General features: G+C 58.7%; 23 protein-coding genes and 1 pseudogene. 10 read left to right on the forward strand and 14 right to left on the reverse strand.

Going from position 1 to position 20,488, the window contains the following annotated elements:
* Positions 1-166: 166 nt before the first annotated feature.
* Genes CPA42_RS06515 through CPA42_RS06530 form a run of 4 tightly spaced genes read left to right on the forward strand, consistent with a single transcriptional unit; the run spans position 167 to position 3,684 of the window.
* The gene (locus CPA42_RS06515; protein WP_002518925.1) at positions 167-811 is read left to right on the forward strand and encodes a methionine biosynthesis protein MetW; all 645 of its coding nucleotides are present in this window, start codon (positions 167-169) and stop codon (positions 809-811) included.
* Positions 808-1,299, forward strand: coding sequence for an Lrp/AsnC family transcriptional regulator (locus tag CPA42_RS06520; protein WP_002513489.1), 492 nt, complete (start codon positions 808-810; stop codon positions 1,297-1,299). The genes CPA42_RS06515 and CPA42_RS06520 overlap by 4 nt, the downstream gene beginning before the upstream one ends.
* Positions 1,296-2,885, forward strand: coding sequence for an apolipoprotein N-acyltransferase (gene lnt, locus CPA42_RS06525; RefSeq protein WP_002516830.1), 1,590 nt, complete (start codon positions 1,296-1,298; stop codon positions 2,883-2,885). The genes CPA42_RS06520 and lnt overlap by 4 nt, the downstream gene beginning before the upstream one ends.
* On the forward strand, positions 2,866-3,684 hold the full coding sequence (locus tag CPA42_RS06530; RefSeq protein ID WP_002516800.1) for a polyprenol monophosphomannose synthase: 819 nt from the start codon (positions 2,866-2,868) through the stop codon (positions 3,682-3,684). Before lnt ends, CPA42_RS06530 begins: the two co-directional genes overlap by 20 nt.
* Before the next feature lie 54 nt (positions 3,685-3,738).
* Here the strand turns inward: CPA42_RS06530 and CPA42_RS06535 are convergent, their stop codons facing one another.
* Together CPA42_RS06535 and CPA42_RS06540 are read right to left on the reverse strand one after the other, a co-directional pair.
* The gene (locus CPA42_RS06535; RefSeq protein WP_002513486.1) at positions 3,739-4,071 is read right to left on the reverse strand and encodes an RNA polymerase-binding protein RbpA; all 333 of its coding nucleotides are present in this window, start codon (positions 4,069-4,071) and stop codon (positions 3,739-3,741) included.
* Between the two features lie 161 nt (positions 4,072-4,232).
* A pseudogene (locus tag CPA42_RS06540) lies at positions 4,233-5,034 on the reverse strand (glycerophosphodiester phosphodiesterase).
* A 54-nt stretch (positions 5,035-5,088) separates the two neighbouring features.
* Here CPA42_RS06540 and pdxY point away from each other — a divergent pair.
* Positions 5,089-5,967 (forward strand): pyridoxal kinase, encoded by an 879-nt coding sequence (gene pdxY / locus CPA42_RS06545; RefSeq protein ID WP_002524933.1) that lies wholly within the window; start codon positions 5,089-5,091, stop codon positions 5,965-5,967.
* On the opposite strand, the gene CPA42_RS06550 is transcribed toward pdxY, so the two are convergent.
* Entirely contained in the window at positions 5,904-7,430 is a 1,527-nt protein-coding gene (locus tag CPA42_RS06550) for a helix-turn-helix domain-containing protein (protein ID WP_032504876.1), read from the reverse strand. The genes pdxY and CPA42_RS06550 overlap by 64 nt on opposite strands.
* A 149-nt stretch (positions 7,431-7,579) precedes the next feature.
* On the opposite strand from CPA42_RS06550, the gene lpdA reads away from it, so the two are divergent.
* Positions 7,580-8,983: a dihydrolipoyl dehydrogenase gene (gene lpdA, locus CPA42_RS06555; protein ID WP_002516802.1), complete on the forward strand. Its 1,404-nt coding sequence runs from the start codon at positions 7,580-7,582 to the stop codon at positions 8,981-8,983.
* 93 nt (positions 8,984-9,076) lie between these two features.
* Here lpdA and CPA42_RS06560 read toward each other — a convergent pair whose 3' ends face one another.
* On the reverse strand, positions 9,077-9,988 hold the full coding sequence (locus CPA42_RS06560) for a cation diffusion facilitator family transporter (protein WP_002516825.1): 912 nt from the start codon (positions 9,986-9,988) through the stop codon (positions 9,077-9,079).
* The gene (locus CPA42_RS13550) at positions 9,985-10,350 is read right to left on the reverse strand and encodes an ArsR/SmtB family transcription factor (protein WP_225070455.1); all 366 of its coding nucleotides are present in this window, start codon (positions 10,348-10,350) and stop codon (positions 9,985-9,987) included. The genes CPA42_RS06560 and CPA42_RS13550 overlap by 4 nt, the downstream gene beginning before the upstream one ends.
* Here CPA42_RS13550 and CPA42_RS13155 point away from each other — a divergent pair.
* Complete coding sequence (locus tag CPA42_RS13155; protein ID WP_002525407.1) at positions 10,252-10,464, forward strand: hypothetical protein; 213 nt, start codon at positions 10,252-10,254, stop codon at positions 10,462-10,464. The genes CPA42_RS13550 and CPA42_RS13155 overlap by 99 nt on opposite strands.
* A 154-nt stretch (positions 10,465-10,618) precedes the next feature.
* On the opposite strand, the gene CPA42_RS06570 is transcribed toward CPA42_RS13155, so the two are convergent.
* From CPA42_RS06570 to CPA42_RS06590, 5 genes are all read right to left on the reverse strand, one after another.
* Positions 10,619-11,353 (reverse strand): hypothetical protein, encoded by a 735-nt coding sequence (locus CPA42_RS06570; RefSeq protein WP_002516816.1) that lies wholly within the window; start codon positions 11,351-11,353, stop codon positions 10,619-10,621.
* A 167-nt stretch (positions 11,354-11,520) separates the two neighbouring features.
* Entirely contained in the window at positions 11,521-12,324 is an 804-nt protein-coding gene (gene camp4 / locus CPA42_RS06575; RefSeq protein ID WP_002516857.1) for a CAMP factor pore-forming toxin 4, read from the reverse strand.
* A gap of 381 nt (positions 12,325-12,705) precedes the next feature.
* Positions 12,706-13,134: an alternative ribosome rescue aminoacyl-tRNA hydrolase ArfB gene (arfB, locus tag CPA42_RS06580; RefSeq protein WP_002534223.1), complete on the reverse strand. Its 429-nt coding sequence runs from the start codon at positions 13,132-13,134 to the stop codon at positions 12,706-12,708.
* Between the two features lie 177 nt (positions 13,135-13,311).
* Positions 13,312-14,508: an MFS transporter gene (locus tag CPA42_RS06585; protein ID WP_002516856.1), complete on the reverse strand. Its 1,197-nt coding sequence runs from the start codon at positions 14,506-14,508 to the stop codon at positions 13,312-13,314.
* A gap of 2 nt (positions 14,509-14,510) precedes the next feature.
* Positions 14,511-14,855, reverse strand: coding sequence for a MarR family winged helix-turn-helix transcriptional regulator (locus tag CPA42_RS06590; protein WP_002518917.1), 345 nt, complete (start codon positions 14,853-14,855; stop codon positions 14,511-14,513).
* Positions 14,856-15,063: 208 nt separating this feature from the next.
* Here CPA42_RS06590 and CPA42_RS06595 point away from each other — a divergent pair, with 208 nt between their 5' ends.
* The 3 genes from CPA42_RS06595 to CPA42_RS06605 all read left to right on the forward strand — a co-directional run bounded on the left by CPA42_RS06595 (position 15,064) and on the right by CPA42_RS06605 (position 17,003).
* Positions 15,064-15,336, forward strand: coding sequence for a hypothetical protein (locus tag CPA42_RS06595; RefSeq protein WP_002516808.1), 273 nt, complete (start codon positions 15,064-15,066; stop codon positions 15,334-15,336).
* A gap of 2 nt (positions 15,337-15,338) precedes the next feature.
* Positions 15,339-16,175 carry a uracil-DNA glycosylase gene (locus CPA42_RS13385; protein ID WP_002516826.1) on the forward strand — a complete coding sequence of 279 codons (837 nt, stop codon included), beginning with the start codon at positions 15,339-15,341 and terminating at the stop codon, positions 16,173-16,175.
* 162 nt (positions 16,176-16,337) lie between these two features.
* Complete coding sequence (locus tag CPA42_RS06605; RefSeq protein WP_002516791.1) at positions 16,338-17,003, forward strand: cob(I)yrinic acid a,c-diamide adenosyltransferase; 666 nt, start codon at positions 16,338-16,340, stop codon at positions 17,001-17,003.
* Here the strand turns inward: CPA42_RS06605 and CPA42_RS06610 are convergent, their stop codons facing one another.
* From CPA42_RS06610 to CPA42_RS06625, 4 genes are all read right to left on the reverse strand, one after another.
* Positions 17,004-17,516: a DUF2550 domain-containing protein gene (locus CPA42_RS06610; RefSeq protein ID WP_002518915.1), complete on the reverse strand. Its 513-nt coding sequence runs from the start codon at positions 17,514-17,516 to the stop codon at positions 17,004-17,006.
* A 113-nt stretch (positions 17,517-17,629) separates the two neighbouring features.
* A complete protein-coding gene (locus CPA42_RS06615; RefSeq protein WP_002516827.1) occupies positions 17,630-18,070 on the reverse strand; it encodes a F0F1 ATP synthase subunit epsilon in 441 nt (146 codons plus the stop codon).
* 5 nt (positions 18,071-18,075) lie between these two features.
* On the reverse strand, positions 18,076-19,530 hold the full coding sequence (atpD, locus tag CPA42_RS06620; RefSeq protein ID WP_002516818.1) for a F0F1 ATP synthase subunit beta: 1,455 nt from the start codon (positions 19,528-19,530) through the stop codon (positions 18,076-18,078).
* A gap of 11 nt (positions 19,531-19,541) precedes the next feature.
* Complete coding sequence (locus CPA42_RS06625; RefSeq protein WP_002516850.1) at positions 19,542-20,486, reverse strand: F0F1 ATP synthase subunit gamma; 945 nt, start codon at positions 20,484-20,486, stop codon at positions 19,542-19,544.
* Positions 20,487-20,488: the final 2 nt, after the last annotated feature.

The raw sequence follows: 20,488 nt of genomic DNA on the forward strand, positions 1-20,488 counted from the left end.
AATTGTCGATCGCCCGGATACTCGCCCACATCACGTACTGATCGGAGGATGCTTTTGCCGAAAAGTTCGGGCGATCCCGTCAGCCCGAATCAGTCGAGCGCGAGTTCGGCATCAACCCGGTCAGCTTTGCAACGATTGCGTCTTCCTGGGGCCACACCGGCCACCTGTGTACGAAGGAGACGGCGCTGTGATACTTCGTCCCGGCATAGTTGCCTCGCTGGTACCGTCCTACTCCCGGGTTCTCGACCTGGGCTGCGATGACGGTTTACTCCTTCGTCACTTCATCACCACCAGGGACTGCCTAGGCACTGGGATCGAACTCGACCATCCGTCGTTGGTCACAGCGATGTCGGCCAGAGTGCTCGCACTGGGGTTGGACCTCAACGAGGATCTGGGAGAGTTTCACGACGATTCCTATGACGTTGTCATCTTGTCCCAGATCTTGCAGGCGGTTGTCTGCCCTGATGTGGTGCGTGCCGAAATGGCACGTATCGGGACTGTGCTTATCCTTCTGGTGCTGAACGTCGTGTACTGGCGTAGCCGCCTTAAGATTATAGGTGAGAAGATACCGATTCCCCACGATCTGCCGTATCCCTGGCATGACACCCTTAGCCAGTCCTATGCAGGGGTCGCCGACTTCGAGGAGTGGTTCGCAAGCTTTAACCTCAAGGTCGTGAACAGGGTGTGCCTGGACGGCAGGGGACGTCCATCGCGGGTAGCATCTGCCGCACCAAACTTGCTCGCCGGATCAACCATTCGTGTGCTGAAATCCCATTGGGTCGAGCCGGGGACAGGGAGGAACCATTCATGACCAAACACCACGACGAAGAGGATGAGGATCGGTCGCCGATCCTCGAAGCCACCGATCGTCACATCCTCGCCCTGCTTGAAAAAGACGGTCGGATGTCGTGGACCGAGCTCGGCCACCAGACCGGCCTATCGACCTCAGCCGCCCAACAACGTGTCAAACGTCTTGAAGCCAAGGGGATCATCACTGGATATCACGCCACGCTGAACCTTGAGGCGATCGGTGCGGGTATCACCGCATTTATCTTCCTCAACCCCATCGATCCCGAAGAAGACGAAACGATACCCGGTATTCTACGTACCTTCCCCGAAGTACGAGGCTGTCACTCCATCGCTGGGGCAGCGTCCTATCTGGCACGAGTCCAAGCGCCCAGCGCCGGCCACCTCGATCAGTTGCTCACGCGTATTCGCAAAGAATGTCTTTGCGGCACAGAGACAGTCGTCGTCCTCGACACCATGTTCGACGACCTCGGCATGTTGGGAACCCGGTGATTTCTCGCCTGCGGCGCACCTCGTGGCTGCGTGGTACAGCTGCTGTTGCCGCCGGGGCCGCGACCGGTACCGGGTTCCAACCACTGAACTGGTGGATCCTCGTCATTCCCGGTCTCGCTGCGCTCATCCTGCTGGTGCGCAACGCCAGTGGTCGGGCCGCGGCAGGACTGGGGTATCTCTTCGGCATCGGTCTGTTTACCACCACCATTTCCTGGGTAGGCGTCATGGGCCCGCCGGTGGCGATACTTCTCATCGCTGTCATGGCGTTGTGGTGTCTGCTGGCCGGGTGGACGATTCGGTGTGTCAGCGTCTTGCCAGGGACACCGGTATGGCAGGCGATGGTGTGGACGGCCACTGAGATCGGGGCTGCCACCATTCCGCTGGGCGGATTCGGTTGGGTACGACTGGCATGGACAGTCGTCGACACACCGTGGGTCGGTGTCCTCAGATGGGCGGGCAGTATCGGTACGAGCTTCCTCGTCGCCCTGGCGTCCGGCCTATTAGTCTATGTCGTCTCAGCCCGGGGAGGCAGTCAGCGTCGCGCCAGCATCGTTTTCGTCGCGGAGCTTCTCGTCGTCGCCTTGGCGGGGACCATGTGTGTCACTGTCGTAAGCCGCGATATCTCACACCAACGCTCCGTGCGGACCCTGGTAGTGCAGGGAGGAGTGGACGGAACCGCCGGCCCATACGCGATGGGATATGCACGCTCGGTCACCGACAATCATCTCTCCCAGACAATCATGGCCCTCGCGGAGCAGAGGACGTCGGGCGGACCGGCTCCCGACATGGTGTTGTGGCCGGAGAACTCCACCGATATCGATCCGGTTCTCGATTTCGAAAGTCACCAGATCGTTATAGGCGCGCTGACTCTCTCGAATCGACCGACCTTAGTTGGTGCTGTGACTGACGGTCCCGGCCATAATGAGCGCCAGACAACATCTATGTGGTGGCCACCATCGTCACCACAACCAACGTCGACATATCACAAACGCAACCTGGTTCCTTTCGGCGAATGGATCCCCGCGCGGTCCTTCTTCCTTCCGCTCATTCCTATCTTGGGAAAGATTGGACGGCAATCCGTCCCAGGGACGACTCCAGGCGTTGTTGATGCCACCATTGCTGGTCGGAGAGTCCCGGTTGGCGTGGTGGTCTGTTTCGAGGTGGCCTACGACAGCACGGTCGCCGACACAGTGCGTCACGGGGCGAAAATCCTGGCTGTCCAGTCCAACAATTCATCTTTTATCGACACTGCCCAGACACCGCAACAGTGGCAGATCACCAGGGCAAGGGCAGTTGAGACTGGACGACATATCGTCGTCTCAACCACGAATTCTTTCTCGGGGCTGGTGAACCCTGACGGATCCGTGGCACTGCGCACTGAGGAGGGAGTCCATACACATTTCACGGTGACTATACCTCTCGAATCCGGCCTCACCATCGGAGTACAGATTGCACCATGGTTGCGGATCATCGTCCTCGTTATGACAGCAGGGGCTATCGCGATGTCGTTGCTGCAACGCCGTCGCGCTATGCTCGCACAAGCGAATCACAACAGATCGGAGAGGAATGTCCGCCACCGACACTGAAGTCCGGCTTGACAAGGTCCTTGTCATCATTCCGACCTACAATGAGGTCGAGAATGTCGAGACCATCGTTGCGCGGACCCGCCGCGCCAACCCAAACGTCGACGTTCTGGTCGCCGATGATAATTCGCCGGACGGTACTGGAGAGATTGCCGACCGCATTGCGTCTGCCGACGACCACGTCCACGTTATGCACCGCAAAGGTAAGGAAGGCCTGGGAGCCGCATATCTGGCCGGATTCCACTGGGGCCTTGACCATGGCTATGACGCCCTAGTCGAAATGGACGCCGACGGCTCCCACCAGCCTGAGCAACTGCCGCTGCTGCTGAAAGCCCTTAAGCAGGCCGACATGGTCAAAGGGTCCCGCTACGTCAAGGGTGGATCGGTGGTCAACTGGCCAAAGTACCGCGAACTCATCTCCCGAGGTGGCGGTCTGTGGACGCGGATGTGCCTGGGGATCGGCGTCAAAGATCCCACCGGCGGATTCAACGCCTTCCGTGCTAACACCCTGCGCGCCATCGGACTCGACGACGTCGCCTCGGCTGGTTACTGTTTCCAGCTCGACCTCACCTGGCGCACCCTCAAGAAGGGCATGACCGTCGCTGAGGTCCCGATCGAGTTCATCGAACGAGAGTACGGCAGCTCCAAAATGAGCAAGAACATCGTCGTCGAAGCATTGTTGCGCACGACCATGTGGGGGTTCGATTACCGTTCCCACCAGCTCAAGGATCTTAGCCACGTGGCCTTGGACCGAGCTGAAAAGATCGCCGGAGACATCAAAGAGCGTCGTTCTCGCCACTGACCAGACGTGCGCCCCATGGATCACATCGCGTCCGCGGGGCGCACCTCGGCGGGATTAATTCTCCTTACGGATTTCATCCAGCCTTTCGGCAAGTAATTCTTCAAGTTCGGGTATCGAGCGGCGTTCAGTAAGCATGTCCCAGTGGGTGCGCTGCGGCTTCTGCTTCTTCCGCTGAGGATCAGTACCGTCGCTACGCAACGCTTCTGCACCGCAACGCGGGCACTCCCACAAGCTCGGCAGTTCTGCCTCGGTGGAGAAAGTGAGCTCGAAGTGGTGGCCGTTTTGACAGTCAAAGCCAATTTGCTGGCGTTCGGCCATCTCAACGCCTTCTTCATCCTCAAAACTCTTGGATCCTAACCCCATGCCTCGTAGCGCACGGTCGGCCATGATGCTCCTTCCTGCTTGTAGGCATCAGGCCCTGGTTGGGCCTCAATAACCCCAGCATCCCACAAGTCACAAATCTCGGGGAGCAGAACGGATGGCCACTACCGTACGTTCACTTCGTGGACGTACGGTAGTGGCCGATAATGTCAGCCATCACAGTGGGATCACCGCGGGATGAGAGTTGGCGCTTCTTTCGGTTGATGAACGCGGGCAAACTCGCACATGAGGTCTGGGCGATCTGTGACGATGCCGTCGACCCCCATATCCATCAGTTCTCGAGCCTCTGAGATCTCATTAACCGTCCAGACGTGAACAGCTCGCCCCTGACGATGGGCAGCTTTAATAAAGGTCGGTGTCACAAGGGGCACCCCATACCGGGTCAAGCGATGCGGCACCTGGTACGCATTCCCATGGGACTGTGCCATCTGCATGCTATGAGGGCCGATGACAGCCCAGCCGACTCCCACCGGCCCCACCGCAGTCGCAGTGCGTCCCTGAACCAGGCGACGGAAGGTCTGGATGCGTTTACTGCTGAACGACCCGACGCAAACCCGACTCCAAGCCCGGTGACGGGAAAGAACGTCGATGAGCGGCATGGTGGCGCCATCATGCTTGATGTCGATATTGATGAACGCCTCGGGAAAGGCGTCGAAAATCTCATCTAAGGTGGGGATCGGTTCGCCACCAACCTTGGCTTGTTTGACCTTGTGCCACGGCATGGCGGCGATGACTCCGCCTGATTCAGGATTCAGTGACGCGATCGAGTATCGGATCGTGGAAGGCCACTAGCACCCCGTCGCTGGTCGCGTGAACGTCAGTTTCAAGGTAGGTGCATCCCACCTCGACCGCGTGGCCGAAGGCAGCAAGGGTGTTCTCAATTCCCTTGTTGACGGCCATGCCAGCACCACCACGATGAGCTAAGACGGTGAACGGACTCTGGCAATAGGGATAGTCAGTGGCTCTCACAGCAGTCCATTGTGCTCCGGAGAAGTATCAGATGAGTGACTACCATGGCCTAGTGTGAGCGTTACTGTCTTATCGCTGCAGTCCCACGTCGTCCAGGGAACCGTCGGCAACAGCATCGCTGTTCCCGTGATGCGGGCTATGGGCGTGCGCGCCTGGGGGATGCCTACAGCACTGTTGTCAAACCACAATGGACGCTCCAGCGTCGCAGGTATCCCTATCGATTCTGAGCAGATCGACGCCATGGTTAACGCCCTTGACTCCAATGGTGAGCTCAAACATGTTGATGCGGTGCTGTCCGGGTACCTCACCCCGCGCACCGGGCCAGCAGTGCTCCGAACCGTGGAGCGGTGCCGTGCCCTCCACCCCGACACGATATGGGTCTGCGACCCCGTCATGGGGGACATGACCCCAGACGGCGAGCTCAGGGCATACGTCCCTGACGAAACCGTGTCATTGATGACGGATGCCGTTCAACACGCCGACGTCGTGGTGCCAAACCTCGCCGAGCTGGGCATCCTGACGGGAACCGAGCCTCGCACTCTTGACGACATCGTCAGAGCGGCTCGAAGTCTCACCGGACCGCACCTTGTCATCGTCACCTCGGTGCCGTACCACGACGACGGTGGCGACGGCATCGCGATGGTCGGGGTGACGGGGGAGGGAGCTGTTTTGACCCACGGCCCTCTCTTCGACCGTTACTTCAACGGCGCAGGCGACCTCACCAGTGCCGTTCTCACCGCAGGGTTGGTGAAAGGGGAGCCACTGGATGCCACGCTCGGTAAAGCAGCCGGTGTCGTACATACTGTCCTCGAGCGCACCGTGGCGCATCCTGGTGACGAGTTGGACTGGTGGCCCGAGGACGCCGCGGCTCAGCCATGGAAGACGGTGATCTTGGCTCCCAACGCCCCAAGCCGGGTCGGGAGATCTTCGTAACCGCGGTTGATCATGTAGACGTCGCGCAGGGTCGTTTCTCCCGAAGCGGCCAGAGCGGCCAATAGCAGACAGACGGCAGGACGCAAGGCCGGCGGGCAGATGAGTTCGCGACCACGCCAACGGGTCGGGCCCCGCACGATGAGACGGTGCGGATCGAGCAGCTGAACGTCAGCGCCAAGTTTGCCCAAGTCGAGCAAGTGGATCGCACGATTCTCGTAGCACCAGTCATGGATGAGGGTCTGGCCTTCTGCCTCCGCAGCAATAACCGCAAAGAACGGTAGGTTGTCGATGTTGAGGCCCGGGAAGGGCATCGGGTGGATTTTGTCAGCTACCGCTCGCAACTTGCTGGGGCGCACCGTGACATCAACGAGACGGGTGAACCCGTTGCGAGAGACGTACTCGGGGGAGAGGTCGAAATCCAGACCCATCTCAGACAGGATCGCCAGCTCAATTTCAAGGAATTCGATCGGGCAGCGTGTGATCGTCAGCTCCGACTTGGTGACGACCGCCGCCGTGAGGAGGCTCATAGCCTCAATCGGATCTTCAGACGGGGCGTACTCGACATCAACGTCGATCTCTTCAACGCCGCGGATTCGCAAGGTCGTCGTTCCGATGCCCTCAATCTGCACACCGAGCTGGCATAGGAACACGCACAAGTCCTGAACCATATAGTTCGAGCTGGCATTACGCAGCACAGTCACGCCGGGGGTCTGGGCGGCAGCCAGCAGAGCATTCTCGGTAACAGTGTCGCCACGCTCAGTCAGGACGATGTGACGCTCCTTGACGGTGCGATCGGTGACGTGGCACTGGTAAAAGCCCTCGGTGGCAACAACGTCAAGGCCGAAAGCACGTAGCACCTGCAGGTGAGGTTCGACAGTTCGAGCGCCGAGGTTGCAGCCGCCGGCGTAGGGGAGTTTGAAGGTGTCGTAGAACCGCATCAACGGTCCGAGGAACATGATGACGCTTCGGGTACGTCGGGCAGCCTCGATGTCCATATCGTCAAGGTTGAGCTCAGCCGGACGAATCAGGGTGAGATCATGCTCGTCGTCAGACCACTCGTAGGTGACGCCGATGGAGGTCAGCACCTCAAGAATGCGGTTAACCTCCTCGATGTGGGCGATACCGCGTAGCACGGTACGGCCCCTGTTGATGAGACAGGCGCATAGCAGCGCGACGGCCGCGTTTTTGGAGGACCGCACCTCGATAGAGCCCGAAAGTTGATGACCTCCTTCGATGCGGTAATTCATGGTACCGCTTCCCGGCTGGGTGATGATGGGAGACCCTAACGCCTCCGCGATGCGGTTGATGTACTCCAGAGAGAGGTTCTGCGTGCCTGATTCCACCCGGTGGATAGCGCTCTGGGAGGTCTTCAGGATCTCCGCCAATTGGTTCTGCGTCATTCCATGCTGCTTGCGTGCGTCGCGGATAAGACGACCGACCGAAGCTGGGGTGATGTTGTCCACAGCAGATCCTTTCGACGACAACTCATTTCCTGACCAGGATATATCAGATCTGAGTTCCTCCCCTCGGGAAGAACGGGTCGAGCAAGCCAGTCGAGATCTCTTCAGTGAGATCTTCGTCACAGACCGATGTTCCCACTAGAGTGTTACCTATGAGCTCACATTTTGACGTCGTTGTCCTTGGAGCCGGCCCCGGTGGCTATGTTGCCGCCATTCGTGCCGCCCAGCTCGGTAAGAAGACCGCCATCATCGAGAAGGAGTATTGGGGTGGTGTTTGCCTCAATGTTGGTTGCATCCCCACCAAGTCACTTTTGCGCAACGCAGAACTAGCCCACATCGTCACCAAGGAGGCCAAGACCTTCGGTATTGGCGGGGACATCACCGTCGACTTCGGCAAAGCCTTCAGTCGTTCCCGCGAAGTGTCTGCCCGCATGGTCAAGGGCATCCACTTCCTCATGAAGAAGAACAAAATCACCGAGTTCAACGGCTGGGGGGAGTTCACCGGCCCCAAGGCCATCTCTGTTAAAGACTCTGACGGCAAGGTGACCGACGAGATCACTTTCGACAACGCGATCATCGCAGTCGGTTCGGTCGTCAAGACTCTGCCAGGCACCCAGCTCTCCGGTCGGGTCGTCACCTACAAGGAACAGATCCTTTCCGACACCGTCCCTGGATCCATCGTCATCGCCGGTTCTGGAGCCATCGGTACTGAGTTCGCCTATGTGCTGGCTAATTACGGCTGTGACGTGACCATCGTTGAATTTCTCGATCGTATGGTCCCGAACGAGGACAAGGAGGTCTCGGCCGAGCTGGCTAAGGCCTACAAGAAACTCGGCATTAAGGTGCTGACTTCCACTAAGGTCGATTCCATCGACGACTCCGGTGACAAGGTCAAGGTCACCATCTCGCCGTCGAAGGGTGGGGAGTCCAAGGTCATTGAAGCCGACCGCGTTTTGCAAGCCGTCGGATTCGCTCCGCGGGTTGAGGGCTACGGCCTGGAGAAGACCGGCGTGAAGCTCACCGAGCGTGGCGCCATCGAGATCGACGACTTTATGCGCACCAACGTTGACGGCATCTACGCCATTGGCGACTGTACCGCCAAGCTCATGCTGGCCCATACCGCCGAGACTCAAGGCGTCGTCGCCGCCGAGACAATTGCTGGGGCACAGACCATGCCCATCAACTACGACATGATTCCGCGCGCTACCTACTGTCAGCCGCAGGTTGGTTCTTTCGGTTACTCGGAGGACCAGGCCCGGGAAAAGGGCTACGACGTCAAGGTGTCCAAATTCCCGTTCGCCGCCAATGGCAAGGCGTGGGGTCTGGGCGATGGCACCGGCTTCGTGAAGATCGTCGCCGACGCCCGTCACGGCGAGCTTCTCGGTGCCTCGCTAGTCGGCCATGACGTCTCCGAGTTGCTCCCCGAACTAACCTTGGCACAGCTGTGGGACATCACCGCTGAGGAGATCGGCCGCAACATCCACGCGCACCCGTCGCTGTCGGAAGCTCTCAAGGATGCTGCGGAAGGCGTCGAGGGACACATGATCAACTTCTGATCTTTCCGTGACATGATTTCTGTGACATGTGTTGAAGCTCAGTAATCATGCAAGATCATGGGGTCCTAGCCTCCGAGCTGGGACCCCTTCGCATCACATCGTTTGATTTTCGGTGCCGGCGTGCCGGGGTGGTTCTAGCTGTAGCGTCGAATGGTCGAGGTCGAAGTGGCCCGACAAGCACTGCTGGATCTGTGCCAAGAGGATGGGGGCATGACCATCGGCGAAGCAGGAGTCCTCGACGACGATATGGGCGCTGAGCGCTGGTAGATCGCTCGACACCGTCCACGCGTGGAGATCATGAACCGATCTCACATGGTCAAGGTCCATAAGATGGTGTCGCACCTCATCAAGGTCGAGGGAGGCGGGCGCAACCTCCATCAGTATCCGCCCCGTCTGGCTAAGGAGGGACCACGCAGCGCGGAGCATAAGACCACAGATAATAAGGGAGGCAATGGCATCCGCACGGGTCCATCCGGTCGTCACAATGACCAGGCCCGCCACCAAGGTGCCGATGAACCCGAATAGGTCAGTGAGAATATGTTGGTAGGCACCTTCGACGTTGAGACTACGGCGATTGGCTCGTGCCACCAGCCAAGCAACCGCGACGTTGACGACAACGCCTACAGCGGCGATGACCATAACCAGCCCTCCGCCAACGGCAGGGGGAGTGACGAGGCGTCGAACAGCCTCGATTCCGACGAGGATGGCGACCACGAGCAGCGTGACGCCATTGACCGCAGCCGACATGATCTCGGCTCGTTTCCAACCCCACGTCCACGATCCCTGCGGACGGCGCCGAGTGAGTCTCGCAGCCCACAGGGCAATGGCGATGGCACCAATGTCCGACAGCATGTGGCCAGCGTCGGAGAGCAGCGCCAGCGACCCGGAGATGACAGCTGTGATGATCTCCGTGATCATGAACGCCGCCAGGAGTGTAAGCGCAGCAACGAGGTATCGGGAGTCCGCGTCCGAGGGTAGAGAATGATCATGCCTGTGATTGCTCAATATTCTTCCCTCACTGCGTCGTCATTGCCGCCGATGTGGTCATCGCTGGGTTCTCCACGGTACTCAACATCGAGCATGCCGCATAGCTCAGCGCACTCCCCGCCGTCTCTTATCAGAATGTCAGCCAACAGCATCAAACGACGAATTTGTTGTGGGTGCGCCAACGTGTAATACATCGCCCGGCCATGAGCGTGACTTGCCAACAGGCCGGCGTCTCGCAGCGTGGCGACGTGGGAAGAAACCGTCGACTGAGCCAGCCCTAGATGAGCGACCAGATCAGTGACGCGGTGTTCACCACGGAACAGGTGCTGGACGATGACGAGCCGGTGAGGGTCCCCGAGACTTTTGAAGACGGCCGCCAGACGGGTGAGGTCACCGAGTTCGGCATCGGGTTCATCGACAGTATCAATTGCCATATGGCGATGATATCGCTAAATGGCGATATCAACATACCCGCGTGCCGGCTTCTACCGTAACTATCGATCCCGGTCATGACTTCGCCTCATCACACGGCTCTGCGTCACGCAGAGGAGGGACCACAACGAGCCCCGGGGAGACCTACACCCGCGCCCTTCGCTCGCAGAGGCTCTCAAGGACGCTGTAGAAGGCGTCGAGAAACAAGATCATCCCTCATATAGACTCGCGCTGTGCCACGGGCGGTCGGGCGCGGACTGGTAGAGCCAGGAATTCCTTCGGATGGCGCGCGCGCCAAGCTTTCACAATGAGCAACATGAACGGAGCGCCGAGATTCGTCTCGATGAGAGAATCGATAACAAGCGGGTGCCATGTCAACGGCCTGATACCCGAGATCATCAGCACTGCCTCCCAGGTGAACTGGATGCCGATGCCGATTATCAAGGCCGAGCGAATCGAATAGCGCTCATCAGGGTGACGCAAGTTGTGCATCGCAAGCCATCCGTACCCAACGAGCGCGAAAGCGACCATGATGCCGTGGTAACTGCTGACATGACGCGCAATCTGCACACTATGGAACATTCCACCGAACCCCTGACTGACCAAAGCGCTGGTCAGCCACCCAGCGGGGAAAAGGATCGACCACTCCCAACGGTTTCCGGGCTCGTCGAACCATAGCCACATCCACGCCATATTCGTAATGCCGTAGCTGAATGACAGCCAAATTTCCAGTGGCAGGACGCTCATGCCAACGACGGTACGCGTTCCAAGTAGAGCGTAGAAGAAGCCGTAATCGACGACGAGGTAGGCGACGCCACCGAGCAATCCGACGACGAAGGCAGCACGGCGCCGTGTTCGCGCCAGTATGCAGAGGAAAGCCAGTAGCAAGATTGCGTCAATCCAGATGTACAGAACGTTGAAAGATCGCCTGACCAAGTAGTCATTCACCACGCATCACCGACCCTCGAATGCCAAGTTGCACCTCACTAATGTATCCCGATCACCACTGAAGACGTTCGCCCCCACCACAGGCACGGATTGAGGGTGAACAAGGCCGGCCACAGGAGGAATCCTCCCGTGGCCGGCCTCTGCGAAAATGTCCGGAAGTTACGAGTCGATCACTTCTTCGCCTTGTCGGGGGCGTTGAGAGCGGTCTGGTAAGCGGCACGAAGCTGATCGACGGCAGTGTCAACCTGAGCCACCGTGGACTTCGCGTTGGCACGGACTTTGTCAGCCTTGCTGATTTCCTTGTTCAGAGTGTCAACGACAGCCTGATCCTTTTTGCCAACGATGTTCTTGTTGCGCCCGACGCGGACCTCGTGGATCGTCTTGCGCAGCGTCTGCTTGTAGGCGATAGTCGCAGTGTCATCCTTGCTGAGATCAGGGTAGGCGGAAACCTTGTCGATACGAGCTTTGAGAGCTTTGATCTCGTCTTGAACCTGGGCGACGGAGCTCGCCGGATTAATAGCGACGATCGACGCCTTGGCAATCTCAAGACCAAGCTCAACGTGAGCCTTCTTGACCTTGTGCTGCAATGTGGTGTTGCCGGTCTTGATCGCATCAGCAGCGTCGATGGCGAGGTGGATGCGGGGCACGATGGTGGCCGGGTCATAGGCTGGAACGCCACCGTGAGCGATCGTGTCGATGGCGCCACTGAGATCCAGAGCGGTCTTAATAAGATCCTCAATCTGGTCAGCGTACTGCGACCCTGGAATGGCTTTCTGGGTCTCTTGGAGCATGTTGATGCGCGAGTTAAGCGCAGAACGCTCAGCCTTGATCTGATCGGTGGTCAGCGCCGTCTTGTTCACGGTCGAAACGGCAGCGGGGGCAGGAGCACTAGCCTGTGCAGCCGTGGCGGGCAGTGCCGCGGGCAAAATCAGTGCGCCAGCAACGAGCGGGGTTACGAAGTATGACTTCTTCACGATGAATCTACAATCGCAGGGTAAAAGCTCGGTACTCGAGGCGGTTAATAGTCTAACAGAAACCTGTGCGAACTCAGGTAACTAAGGATGATATCCTCGCATCTTTCAATTAAAGCAGCCTAAAGCGTTGGTCGATCTGCTTGTGAGCGTCACTCTGCATGATCGATCGTCGAACGACCAGGGACAATAAACCCAGTTCTTGCGCCTGCCACGACCCAGGCTAATGACAAGGCTGGCGGGAAGTCTCCCCAGCTAACCTAGTTGACCGATAAGAGAAATTATGTCATTTTGCAGAAGGAGACACCGCACGATGGTGCCTGGAACTTTCCCCTCACACTGCCCCTCCACAACGAGCATTGCACTGCGGGAGACAAATCCTCGTCACCACGTCGGACGTTGACGATTCCTCTTGAGCTCACCACGCCGTTTCTTAGCATCCAAGCGGCGACGCTGGGATCCACGAGTACGCCGGGTGGCGCGACGTCGCCGCGGCTGAGTGCACGCCGTTTGCAACAGTCCGACGAGACGAGCGCGAGCTAGCTTGCGATTCGCAAGCTGAGACCGCTCATCATGAACCGTTACCGTCAACACACCGTCTACGAGTCGATTTTTCAATACCGCCATGATTACCGGGCGTAGACGGTCCGGGACGGCACCGGAACGAGCGACGTCAAACATCAGTTCCACTCTGGAATCGGTCGTGTTGACCCCTTGCCCGCCAGGACCAGAACTGTGTGAAAATCTCTCCCGCAAATCTGTCTCAGCGATAATGAAACCAGGAACAACCTCAATGTCACCTACCTTCACCATGTCTCCCCCTCTGATCCAGGCCTGGCATTCAACTATTCAACATGAGAGGTGTCACGGACTTCCAGTCCACTGATCCGATCAGTCACCATCGAATAGTACGAAAGTTCCGGGGCACCTTTTGCGCATCGCGCCTGGGCTGTGTTCGTCTACCAGACCCGATCCAGGTCGTTGAGGAGATCACCCCAAAGCAACGCTGTGTGCGGTCATTTGCATGCGACGTTGACGGTCAATCCACAGCAGGATGATCGTCAAGACGAGGGCGACGGCTCCAATGTAATACGGGCCTCCGATCCCCCACATCGAGCTCAAGGCACCAGCCAAGGTTGGAGCACACGCGCCACCGAGGAACCGAACACCAGAATAGGCCGAAGAGGCCACCTCGCGCTGGATGTCACTGGCCGACATCACGATCTCGGTCATGGCAGTGTTAATGATCCCGATTAACAGGCCACCAAGAACGACCCCGATCACTTGTGGGATCGGGGAGATCCAGGTGGCAAGGACAATCTCGTCGATGGTGAACAGGATCAAGGTCACCGCAACCGTTCGACGAATCCCCACATGCTCACAACCGCGGGGACCAAGCCATACCGATCCGAGCGCCACCATCAAGCCCCAACCAAAGAACACTAGGCCGAGATCCAAGGGCGTGAACTGACCACCGGCCCGAATGGAGGCTTCAGCTACTGGAAAGGGCGCGTACGCCAGCAGGGTGAAGTAGCCATAGTTGTAGACCAATGCCGCCAACATGAGGATCGACACCCGCGAATCGACGAGGGCACGGAATGGTTCGATTGCCGAGCGGCGTGCAGATCGTTCGATCGGTGTAGGCGGGACGAACAGAACAATGGCGATCAGTCCGACAGCCATGAGAACGGCTGTGCCGAGGAAAGGGCCACGCCACGAGATCGATCCGAGGGCTCCGCCGACGAGCGGACCGAGAGCCATACCAGCTCCCAAGGCACCCTCGTAGAGCATGATCGCTCGCCTGGGTTCGGCGGATGCTCCTAACACCGTGGCCAAAGCGGTTGAGACGAACAGGGCGTTGCCCACCCCCCAACCGCCGCGGAATCCAATGATGAGATCGACATGCCCAGATAATGCGCACGCCGCCGCGAAGGTCACGATGATAGCCAAGCCGACGAGCAGGGTCTTCTTGCGCCCAATGCGAGTGGCGACCCAGGAAGCAAAAAACATCAACGCTGCAGACACGAAGAGATAGGTACTGAACAGTAGCTCGGTCTGACCTGGGCTGGCCTTCAGGGCCGAAGAGATCTCGGGAAGAATCGGGTCGACCACCCCAACCCCCATGTAGGAGAACGCCACCGCAATGGTGACCGCCCACACAGCCGGTCTGACAGGCTCTTTACTCATCGTCAATTCCTCGTCGTCCTCTCATCATTCTCGGACAGCACTTCGACAGCCCGGCGCAAGGCGGGCAAAACTCTCATCAGCAGATCTCGGTCCCTATCGCTCAACATGTTTAGCGCCGGCACGACGGACTCCCCCACCGACAGTTCGCAGTTGCGGCAGTACTCACGCCCGGCATCCGTAATCTCAACGAGACGACTGCGGGCATCATGGGGATCACGTTGTCGCGCTACTAACCCATCCCGTTCAAGCCTCTCAACGATGTCTGTCGTCGTCGTGGGTCTAGTTCCCTCGACGCGGCTCAAGGTTCCGGTGCTGATCGTGCCCATCACCTCGAGAGTGTGCAGCACCCGCCACGTCACGGAAGAAGGCGGTATACCAGCACGCCGCTTCGCTAACCGCTGGATTCGTCCACAGGTAAGGACGAGATCCGCCGCCAGCTCGGCCTCAAGCGGACCAGATTGCTGGGGAATGGGGTGTTCTGAGCTCACGGACAGGGAGGATACTCCGGTTTCCGTAATAATTCACCCGCCGACACGACCGCCAGATTCCAACAGCATGAATGCGCACAAACATGACGCCTACAGCATCAGCATCGAGGGCCTACGAGCGAGCCAATTACCAGAGTCCACCAGCATGGAGGAACAGACGACCACCATCACTACCATTGAGCTAGCCCTTGACCTCGTCTTCGTCGCCACCAACGCTCATCTCCGTCACCAACGCCTTAGTGATGGCAATCCTCGTCGTCACAGCTGTGATGAGCCGACACCACCACATGAAACATTTCGTCCAAGAGCCACTCAACACGACCGCATCATCAAGAAGTAGCTATGACACCACTCCCCCATCCACGTATCGCCACCCTGTTCGAGTCACCGGTAGCCCCTGGCAGCGGATGGCCAGGAGATCCGGCATCACCGGACACCCCCGTCGCCAAATGCGCCGAGGATGCAGCGAGAATCGCTGCACACTGCAGCGAATTTGAGGATCTCGACGCTACTATTTCGGTATTCCGCGCGTGCCCGCGCCTCGTCAAGTGGCGCGAGGACATAGCGGTCACTAAGCGCGCTCAATGGCGTGATGAACCTTATTGGGGGCGACCCGTACCGTCATTCGGCGATCCATCCGCTCGCATGGTTATCATCGGCCTGGCTCCCGCCGCACACGGAGCTAACCGCACAGGACGAATGTTCACCGGTGACCAGTCCGGGGACTGGCTTTACCGCGCTTTATATGACGCCGACATTGCCTCACAAGCACAGAGCATTGACGCTGCGGATGGTCTCACCCTTCACGACTGTCGCATCATCGCCCCGGTACACTGCGCACCACCAGACAACTGGCCTCGACCCGACGAGAAGCGCACTTGCGCTATCTGGTTTGATGATGAGCTAGCGCGTTTAACCGCCCTGCGTGCAGTGATGTGCCTAGGGCAGATTGCCTGGACCTCAACCCTGGCAGCCGCCCGTCGTCTTGGATGGCAGGTCCCGCGCCCTGCACCCCGCTTTGGTCACGGCACACGCACTCAACTCGTCCGGCCCGACGGGTCCATCATCGTCGTACTGGGGTGTTACCACGTCAGTCGTCAGAACACGAACACCGCACGGCTCACTCGCAGCATGCTTGACGACGCCGTCAACACGCTCCGGGATCTGGCCACTACCTGAGGAATACCTCCATGAGTGCAGGCGCAACACCGTCACCAGATTCGGCAGCTTAATCGATACTCAGGAAAACTGTATCCATCTCGGCAAGGATGGCGAGACAGTGCAAACAATCCCGCCCGCCGTTCGTCTTCCGAGCATTGGCAACGACCGTAGGCTGGGATCATGGTCATTCTTTCCAAGATCTACACCCGTACCGGCGATCATGGCTCTACGCGCTTGGTCGATAATTCTGTGACAGCAAAATCAGATCTCCGCGTTGAGGCTTACGGCCTCATCGATCAGGCCAACGCCAGCATCGGCCTAGCAATTGCTCTCGACACCACGACGAAGGTTCTCTCGAGAGAGGTTCGAGAAGCTCTCGGCATCATCCAGAACGAGCTGTTCGACGTCGGAGCAGATCTAGCCAATCCACTTGTTGCTAACCCAAAATGGGAACCACTGCGAACTGTCCAGGAGAGTGTCGATCGGCTAGAGCGCTGGTGCGATGAATTCGGCGATCAGTTGCCAACTCTCAGGTCTTTCATTCTTCCTGGTGGCAACCCCGTGGGTGCTCAACTTCATGTCTGCCGTACTGCTATCCGCACGGCTGAGCGCGCTGCGTGGCGAGCTGCCGAGATCTACGGAACCGAGACATCGAATGATCCAGAAACCACACCTGGCGGGGTTAATGAGCTCGCAATCACCTACCTTAATCGCCTTTCCGATTTGCTATTTATCCTGTCTCGAGCCGCAAATAAAGCTGGCGAAGACTCCTCCGATGAGGTGGTGTGGGTTCCCGGCGGGGAACGCAACCCGAGCACGCAGATGACCAACGACGGCCAGGAATAATCACACGAGATGCCCTTCGGTGGCGTACTCCACGCCACCAGGGGGTGCGGCCTCCAGCCACGACATCAGCCCAGTAACAACCCGAGGGTCGACAACGATCTGGCACACCGAGGATCGGCCTCTATGCCCAGTTTCAAGAGTAACAATTTCGTAGGCGTTAGAGGCTAAAGCCAAGGCGTCCTCCACGACCGGTGGGTGGTGCTCCCTCATGGCCAGACCGCCCCGCCTCAAGACGATCGTTGGGACGTGGCGAGGGTCGATAGCTCGGTACCATTCGAAGGCCCCATCAGCGTAACGAGCGCTCCCAATCATCCAGCCGCCCGGCTTGGGGCCACCCATCACGCGAAGACCGCATAAAAAAGCACCGCGTCTACGCATGAGAACGCGGTGCCTAATAAGAAGCCACATCATGTAGAGAACGGCACAACACACAATGAGACCAACAATGACAGCATCCATCGCCAAGGTCGACAGCATCTGGGTAGACCCGAGTTGAGCGATGGACACGTGCATGTTCCAACGCTATTCGGCGCACTTCTGGCAGTCTACGAAGGCTAGCCTAACTTCTCGCTGACAGGAGCGTGGGTCGTTGCAGCGGCCACTACAACGACCCACGGCTAGTTGTCTCAGGAGCGTTGCTTTCCGGCTAGTCGAGCGGCAGCGATCTGGGCCTGGGCCAGATGTAGACGATGAGTAAGGTCCTGGACGACCTCTGGGTCTTGCTCGGAACGCTCATGCTCGTTCAGCTTCTTTCGCAGGCTATCGCGATCACGCCGCGCCTGGTCAACCGAGATCTCCTCAGACCGGGTGGCGTACTGGGTGATGATCGAGACTTGTCCGTCATTATCCAGAGCCACGAAGCCACCGTCGCAAGCGATGACCTCACGGTTACCGTCCGTAGTGATGATCTGGGCCGCGCACGGCGCGAGGGCCGCAAGAAAGGCCTCATGACCGGGGAGCAGACCGATATCACCCTCGGTAGTCCGAACAATGATATTGACCGACTCCCCCTTCCACACCTCACGATCGGCGCTGACGACTTTGACTTGAAGCGGCGGGTGGTCCATAGGACTCAGCCCTCCTTCTTCATCTTGTCCCAGTTCTCCATCACCATGTCCATGCTGCCAACGTTGAAGAAGGCCTGCTCGGGAATGTGGTCAACGTCGCCACGGCAGATCATCTGGAATCCCTCAATTGTGTCGGCAATCGGAACCGTCGATCCAGCGACGCCAGTGAATTTCTCGGCAGTGTACGTGTTCTGGGACAGGAACTGCTGGATGCGGCGGGCCCTCGCCACAGTGACCTTGTCCTCTTCGCTCAGCTCATCCACACCGAGAATAGCGATGATGTCCTGAAGCTCCTTGTTGCGCTGCAGAATCTGTTTGACCTGAGTAGCGGTGTCGTAATGCTCCTGGCCTACGTACAGCGGGTCGAGGATACGAGAGGTCGACGTCAGTGGGTCCACAGCCGGGTACAGGCCACGAGAGGCAATCTCACGAGAAAGCTCCGTGGTGGCATCCAGATGGGCGAAGGTCGTCGCCGGAGCCGGGTCGGTGTAATCGTCAGCGGGGACGTAGACGGCCTGCATCGAGGTGATGGAGTGGCCACGGGTCGAGGTGATTCGCTCCTGCAATTGGCCCATCTCGTCGGCCAAGTTGGGCTGGTAGCCCACCGCCGAGGGCATACGACCTAGCAGGGTTGAAACCTCAGAACCAGCCTGGGAGAACCGGAAGATGTTGTCGATGAACAACAGCACGTCCTGGTTCTGAACATCGCGGAAGTACTCAGCCATCGTCAAACCGGTCAAAGCGATGCGCAAACGCGTGCCCGGGGGCTCGTCCATCTGGCCGAATACCAGAGCGGTGTCCTTGAGCACACCGGCCTCGTCCATCTCGTTGATGAGGTCGTTACCCTCACGGGTACGTTCACCGACACCGGCGAAAACCGAGGTACCGCCGAAGTTGTGGGCGATACGGTAAATCATCTCCTGAATGAGCACCGTCTTACCCACACCAGCGCCGCCAAAGAGGCCAATCTTGCCGCCCTTGACGTAAGGAGTCAGCAAGTCAAGGACCTTAATACCGGTCTCCAGCATCTCGGTCTCGGGCTCAAGGTCATCGAAGGCCGGGGGATCCCGGTGGATCGGCCAACGCTCAGTCACCTCGATTGTGGAGGGATCGGCGTTAAGAACGTCACCTGTCACATTCCAGACGTGACCCTTAGTGACGTCACCCACTGGCACGCTAATCGGGGCACCGGTGTCGCGCACCTCAGTGCCGCGGCGCATACCGTCAGTCGGTTTGAGGGAGATGGCTCGCACGACATTCTCGCCAATGTGCAAGGCCACCTCGAGGGTGATGGTATGAGTCTCTCCCATCACCTCAGCATCGACGTGCAGGGCGTTGAGAATCTCCGGCAGCTGACCGGCCGGAAACTCGACGTCGACGACGGGGCCGATAACGCGGACGACTCGCCCAACGCCGACCACCTCGTCCTTCGTCTCGGGGGTAATTGTTGTCGCAGTCATGGTGTTCTCTCTCACTCCTGTGGGGCAGACTCTGCAAGGGCAGCGGCGCCACCCACGATCTCGGTGATTTCCTGGGTAATGGCGGCCTGACGAGCCTGGTTGGCCTGCCGGGTCAATGTCTGGATGAGCTGCTCGGCATTGTCGGTAGCAGCCTTCATAGCACGCTGACGGCTAGCCAATTCCGAGGCAGCCGATTGCAGCAAGGCGTAGTGGACGCGGTTGGCGACGTACAGCGGTAGCAACTCATCAAGCACACTCACTGGATTAGGCTCAAAGCGGTACTCGTGAAAGATCTCCTCAGCGTTAGCTCCAACGCCAGGATCGCCTTCAGCAAGTTGACCTTCTGGAGTGTCCTGCGGGTCAACGACGGCCAACGGCAGCAGACGAATCACCTTCGGGGTCTGGGTCAGCATCGATTCAAACTCGGTATAAACCATATGGATCTCATCGACACCGCCCTCCTCAGTCGGTCGCAAAAAATCCTCAATGAGATGGTCTGCGATATCCTTAGCATCCCGGTAGCTCGGCGAATCAGAAAAGCCGCTCCACAAATGGTCGACCTTGCGTCCTCGGAATTCAAAGTACTGCACTGCCTTGCGCCCACACAGGTACGTCGCGATCTCCTGTTTCGGCTGGAGGGCGGTCGTTAACTCCTCAGCGGTCCGGATCACATTCGACGAGTAGGCGCCAGCCAGGCCACGATCCGAGGTAATAACCAGCACGGCAGATCGCTTTGGGTCTGGATTCATCGAAGTCAGCGGATGTTCCTCGTGAGTATGGGCGGCTACTGCCGAAAGCGCACGAGTCAGCTCCAGCGAGTACGGGCCCGCTGCTTTAACGGTGTTTTGCGCTTTGATAATTCGCGATGAGGCAATCAACTCCATCGCGCGAGTAATCTTCTTCGTCGTTGCGACGGAGTTCCGCCTCTCCCGCAGTTCACGCAGGTTCGACGCCACGG

The organism is Cutibacterium acnes, from assembly GCF_003030305.1.
GTDB lineage: Bacteria > Actinomycetota > Actinomycetes > Propionibacteriales > Propionibacteriaceae > Cutibacterium > Cutibacterium acnes.

What these genes read in the sequence shown, in the direction of transcription:
- CPA42_RS06520 (WP_002513489.1), top strand. Translation starts at nt 808, where the DNA reads ATGACCAAACACCACGACGAAGAGGATGAGGATCGGTCGCCGATCCTC.
- CPA42_RS06530 (WP_002516800.1), top strand. Translation starts at nt 2,866, where the DNA reads ATGTCCGCCACCGACACTGAAGTCCGGCTTGACAAGGTCCTTGTCATC.
- CPA42_RS06535 (WP_002513486.1), bottom strand. Translation starts at nt 4,071, where the DNA reads ATGGCCGACCGTGCGCTACGAGGCATGGGGTTAGGATCCAAGAGTTTT.
- lpdA (WP_002516802.1), top strand. Translation starts at nt 7,580, where the DNA reads ATGAGCTCACATTTTGACGTCGTTGTCCTTGGAGCCGGCCCCGGTGGC.
- CPA42_RS13155 (WP_002525407.1), top strand. Translation starts at nt 10,252, where the DNA reads ATGAGCGACCAGATCAGTGACGCGGTGTTCACCACGGAACAGGTGCTG.
- arfB (WP_002534223.1), bottom strand. Translation starts at nt 13,134, where the DNA reads ATGGTGAAGGTAGGTGACATTGAGGTTGTTCCTGGTTTCATTATCGCT.
- CPA42_RS06585 (WP_002516856.1), bottom strand. Translation starts at nt 14,508, where the DNA reads ATGAGTAAAGAGCCTGTCAGACCGGCTGTGTGGGCGGTCACCATTGCG.
- CPA42_RS06595 (WP_002516808.1), top strand. Translation starts at nt 15,064, where the DNA reads ATGAATGCGCACAAACATGACGCCTACAGCATCAGCATCGAGGGCCTA.
- CPA42_RS13385 (WP_002516826.1), top strand. Translation starts at nt 15,339, where the DNA reads ATGACACCACTCCCCCATCCACGTATCGCCACCCTGTTCGAGTCACCG.
- CPA42_RS06605 (WP_002516791.1), top strand. Translation starts at nt 16,338, where the DNA reads ATGGTCATTCTTTCCAAGATCTACACCCGTACCGGCGATCATGGCTCT.
- CPA42_RS06610 (WP_002518915.1), bottom strand. Translation starts at nt 17,516, where the DNA reads ATGCACGTGTCCATCGCTCAACTCGGGTCTACCCAGATGCTGTCGACC.
- CPA42_RS06615 (WP_002516827.1), bottom strand. Translation starts at nt 18,070, where the DNA reads ATGGACCACCCGCCGCTTCAAGTCAAAGTCGTCAGCGCCGATCGTGAG.
- atpD (WP_002516818.1), bottom strand. Translation starts at nt 19,530, where the DNA reads ATGACTGCGACAACAATTACCCCCGAGACGAAGGACGAGGTGGTCGGC.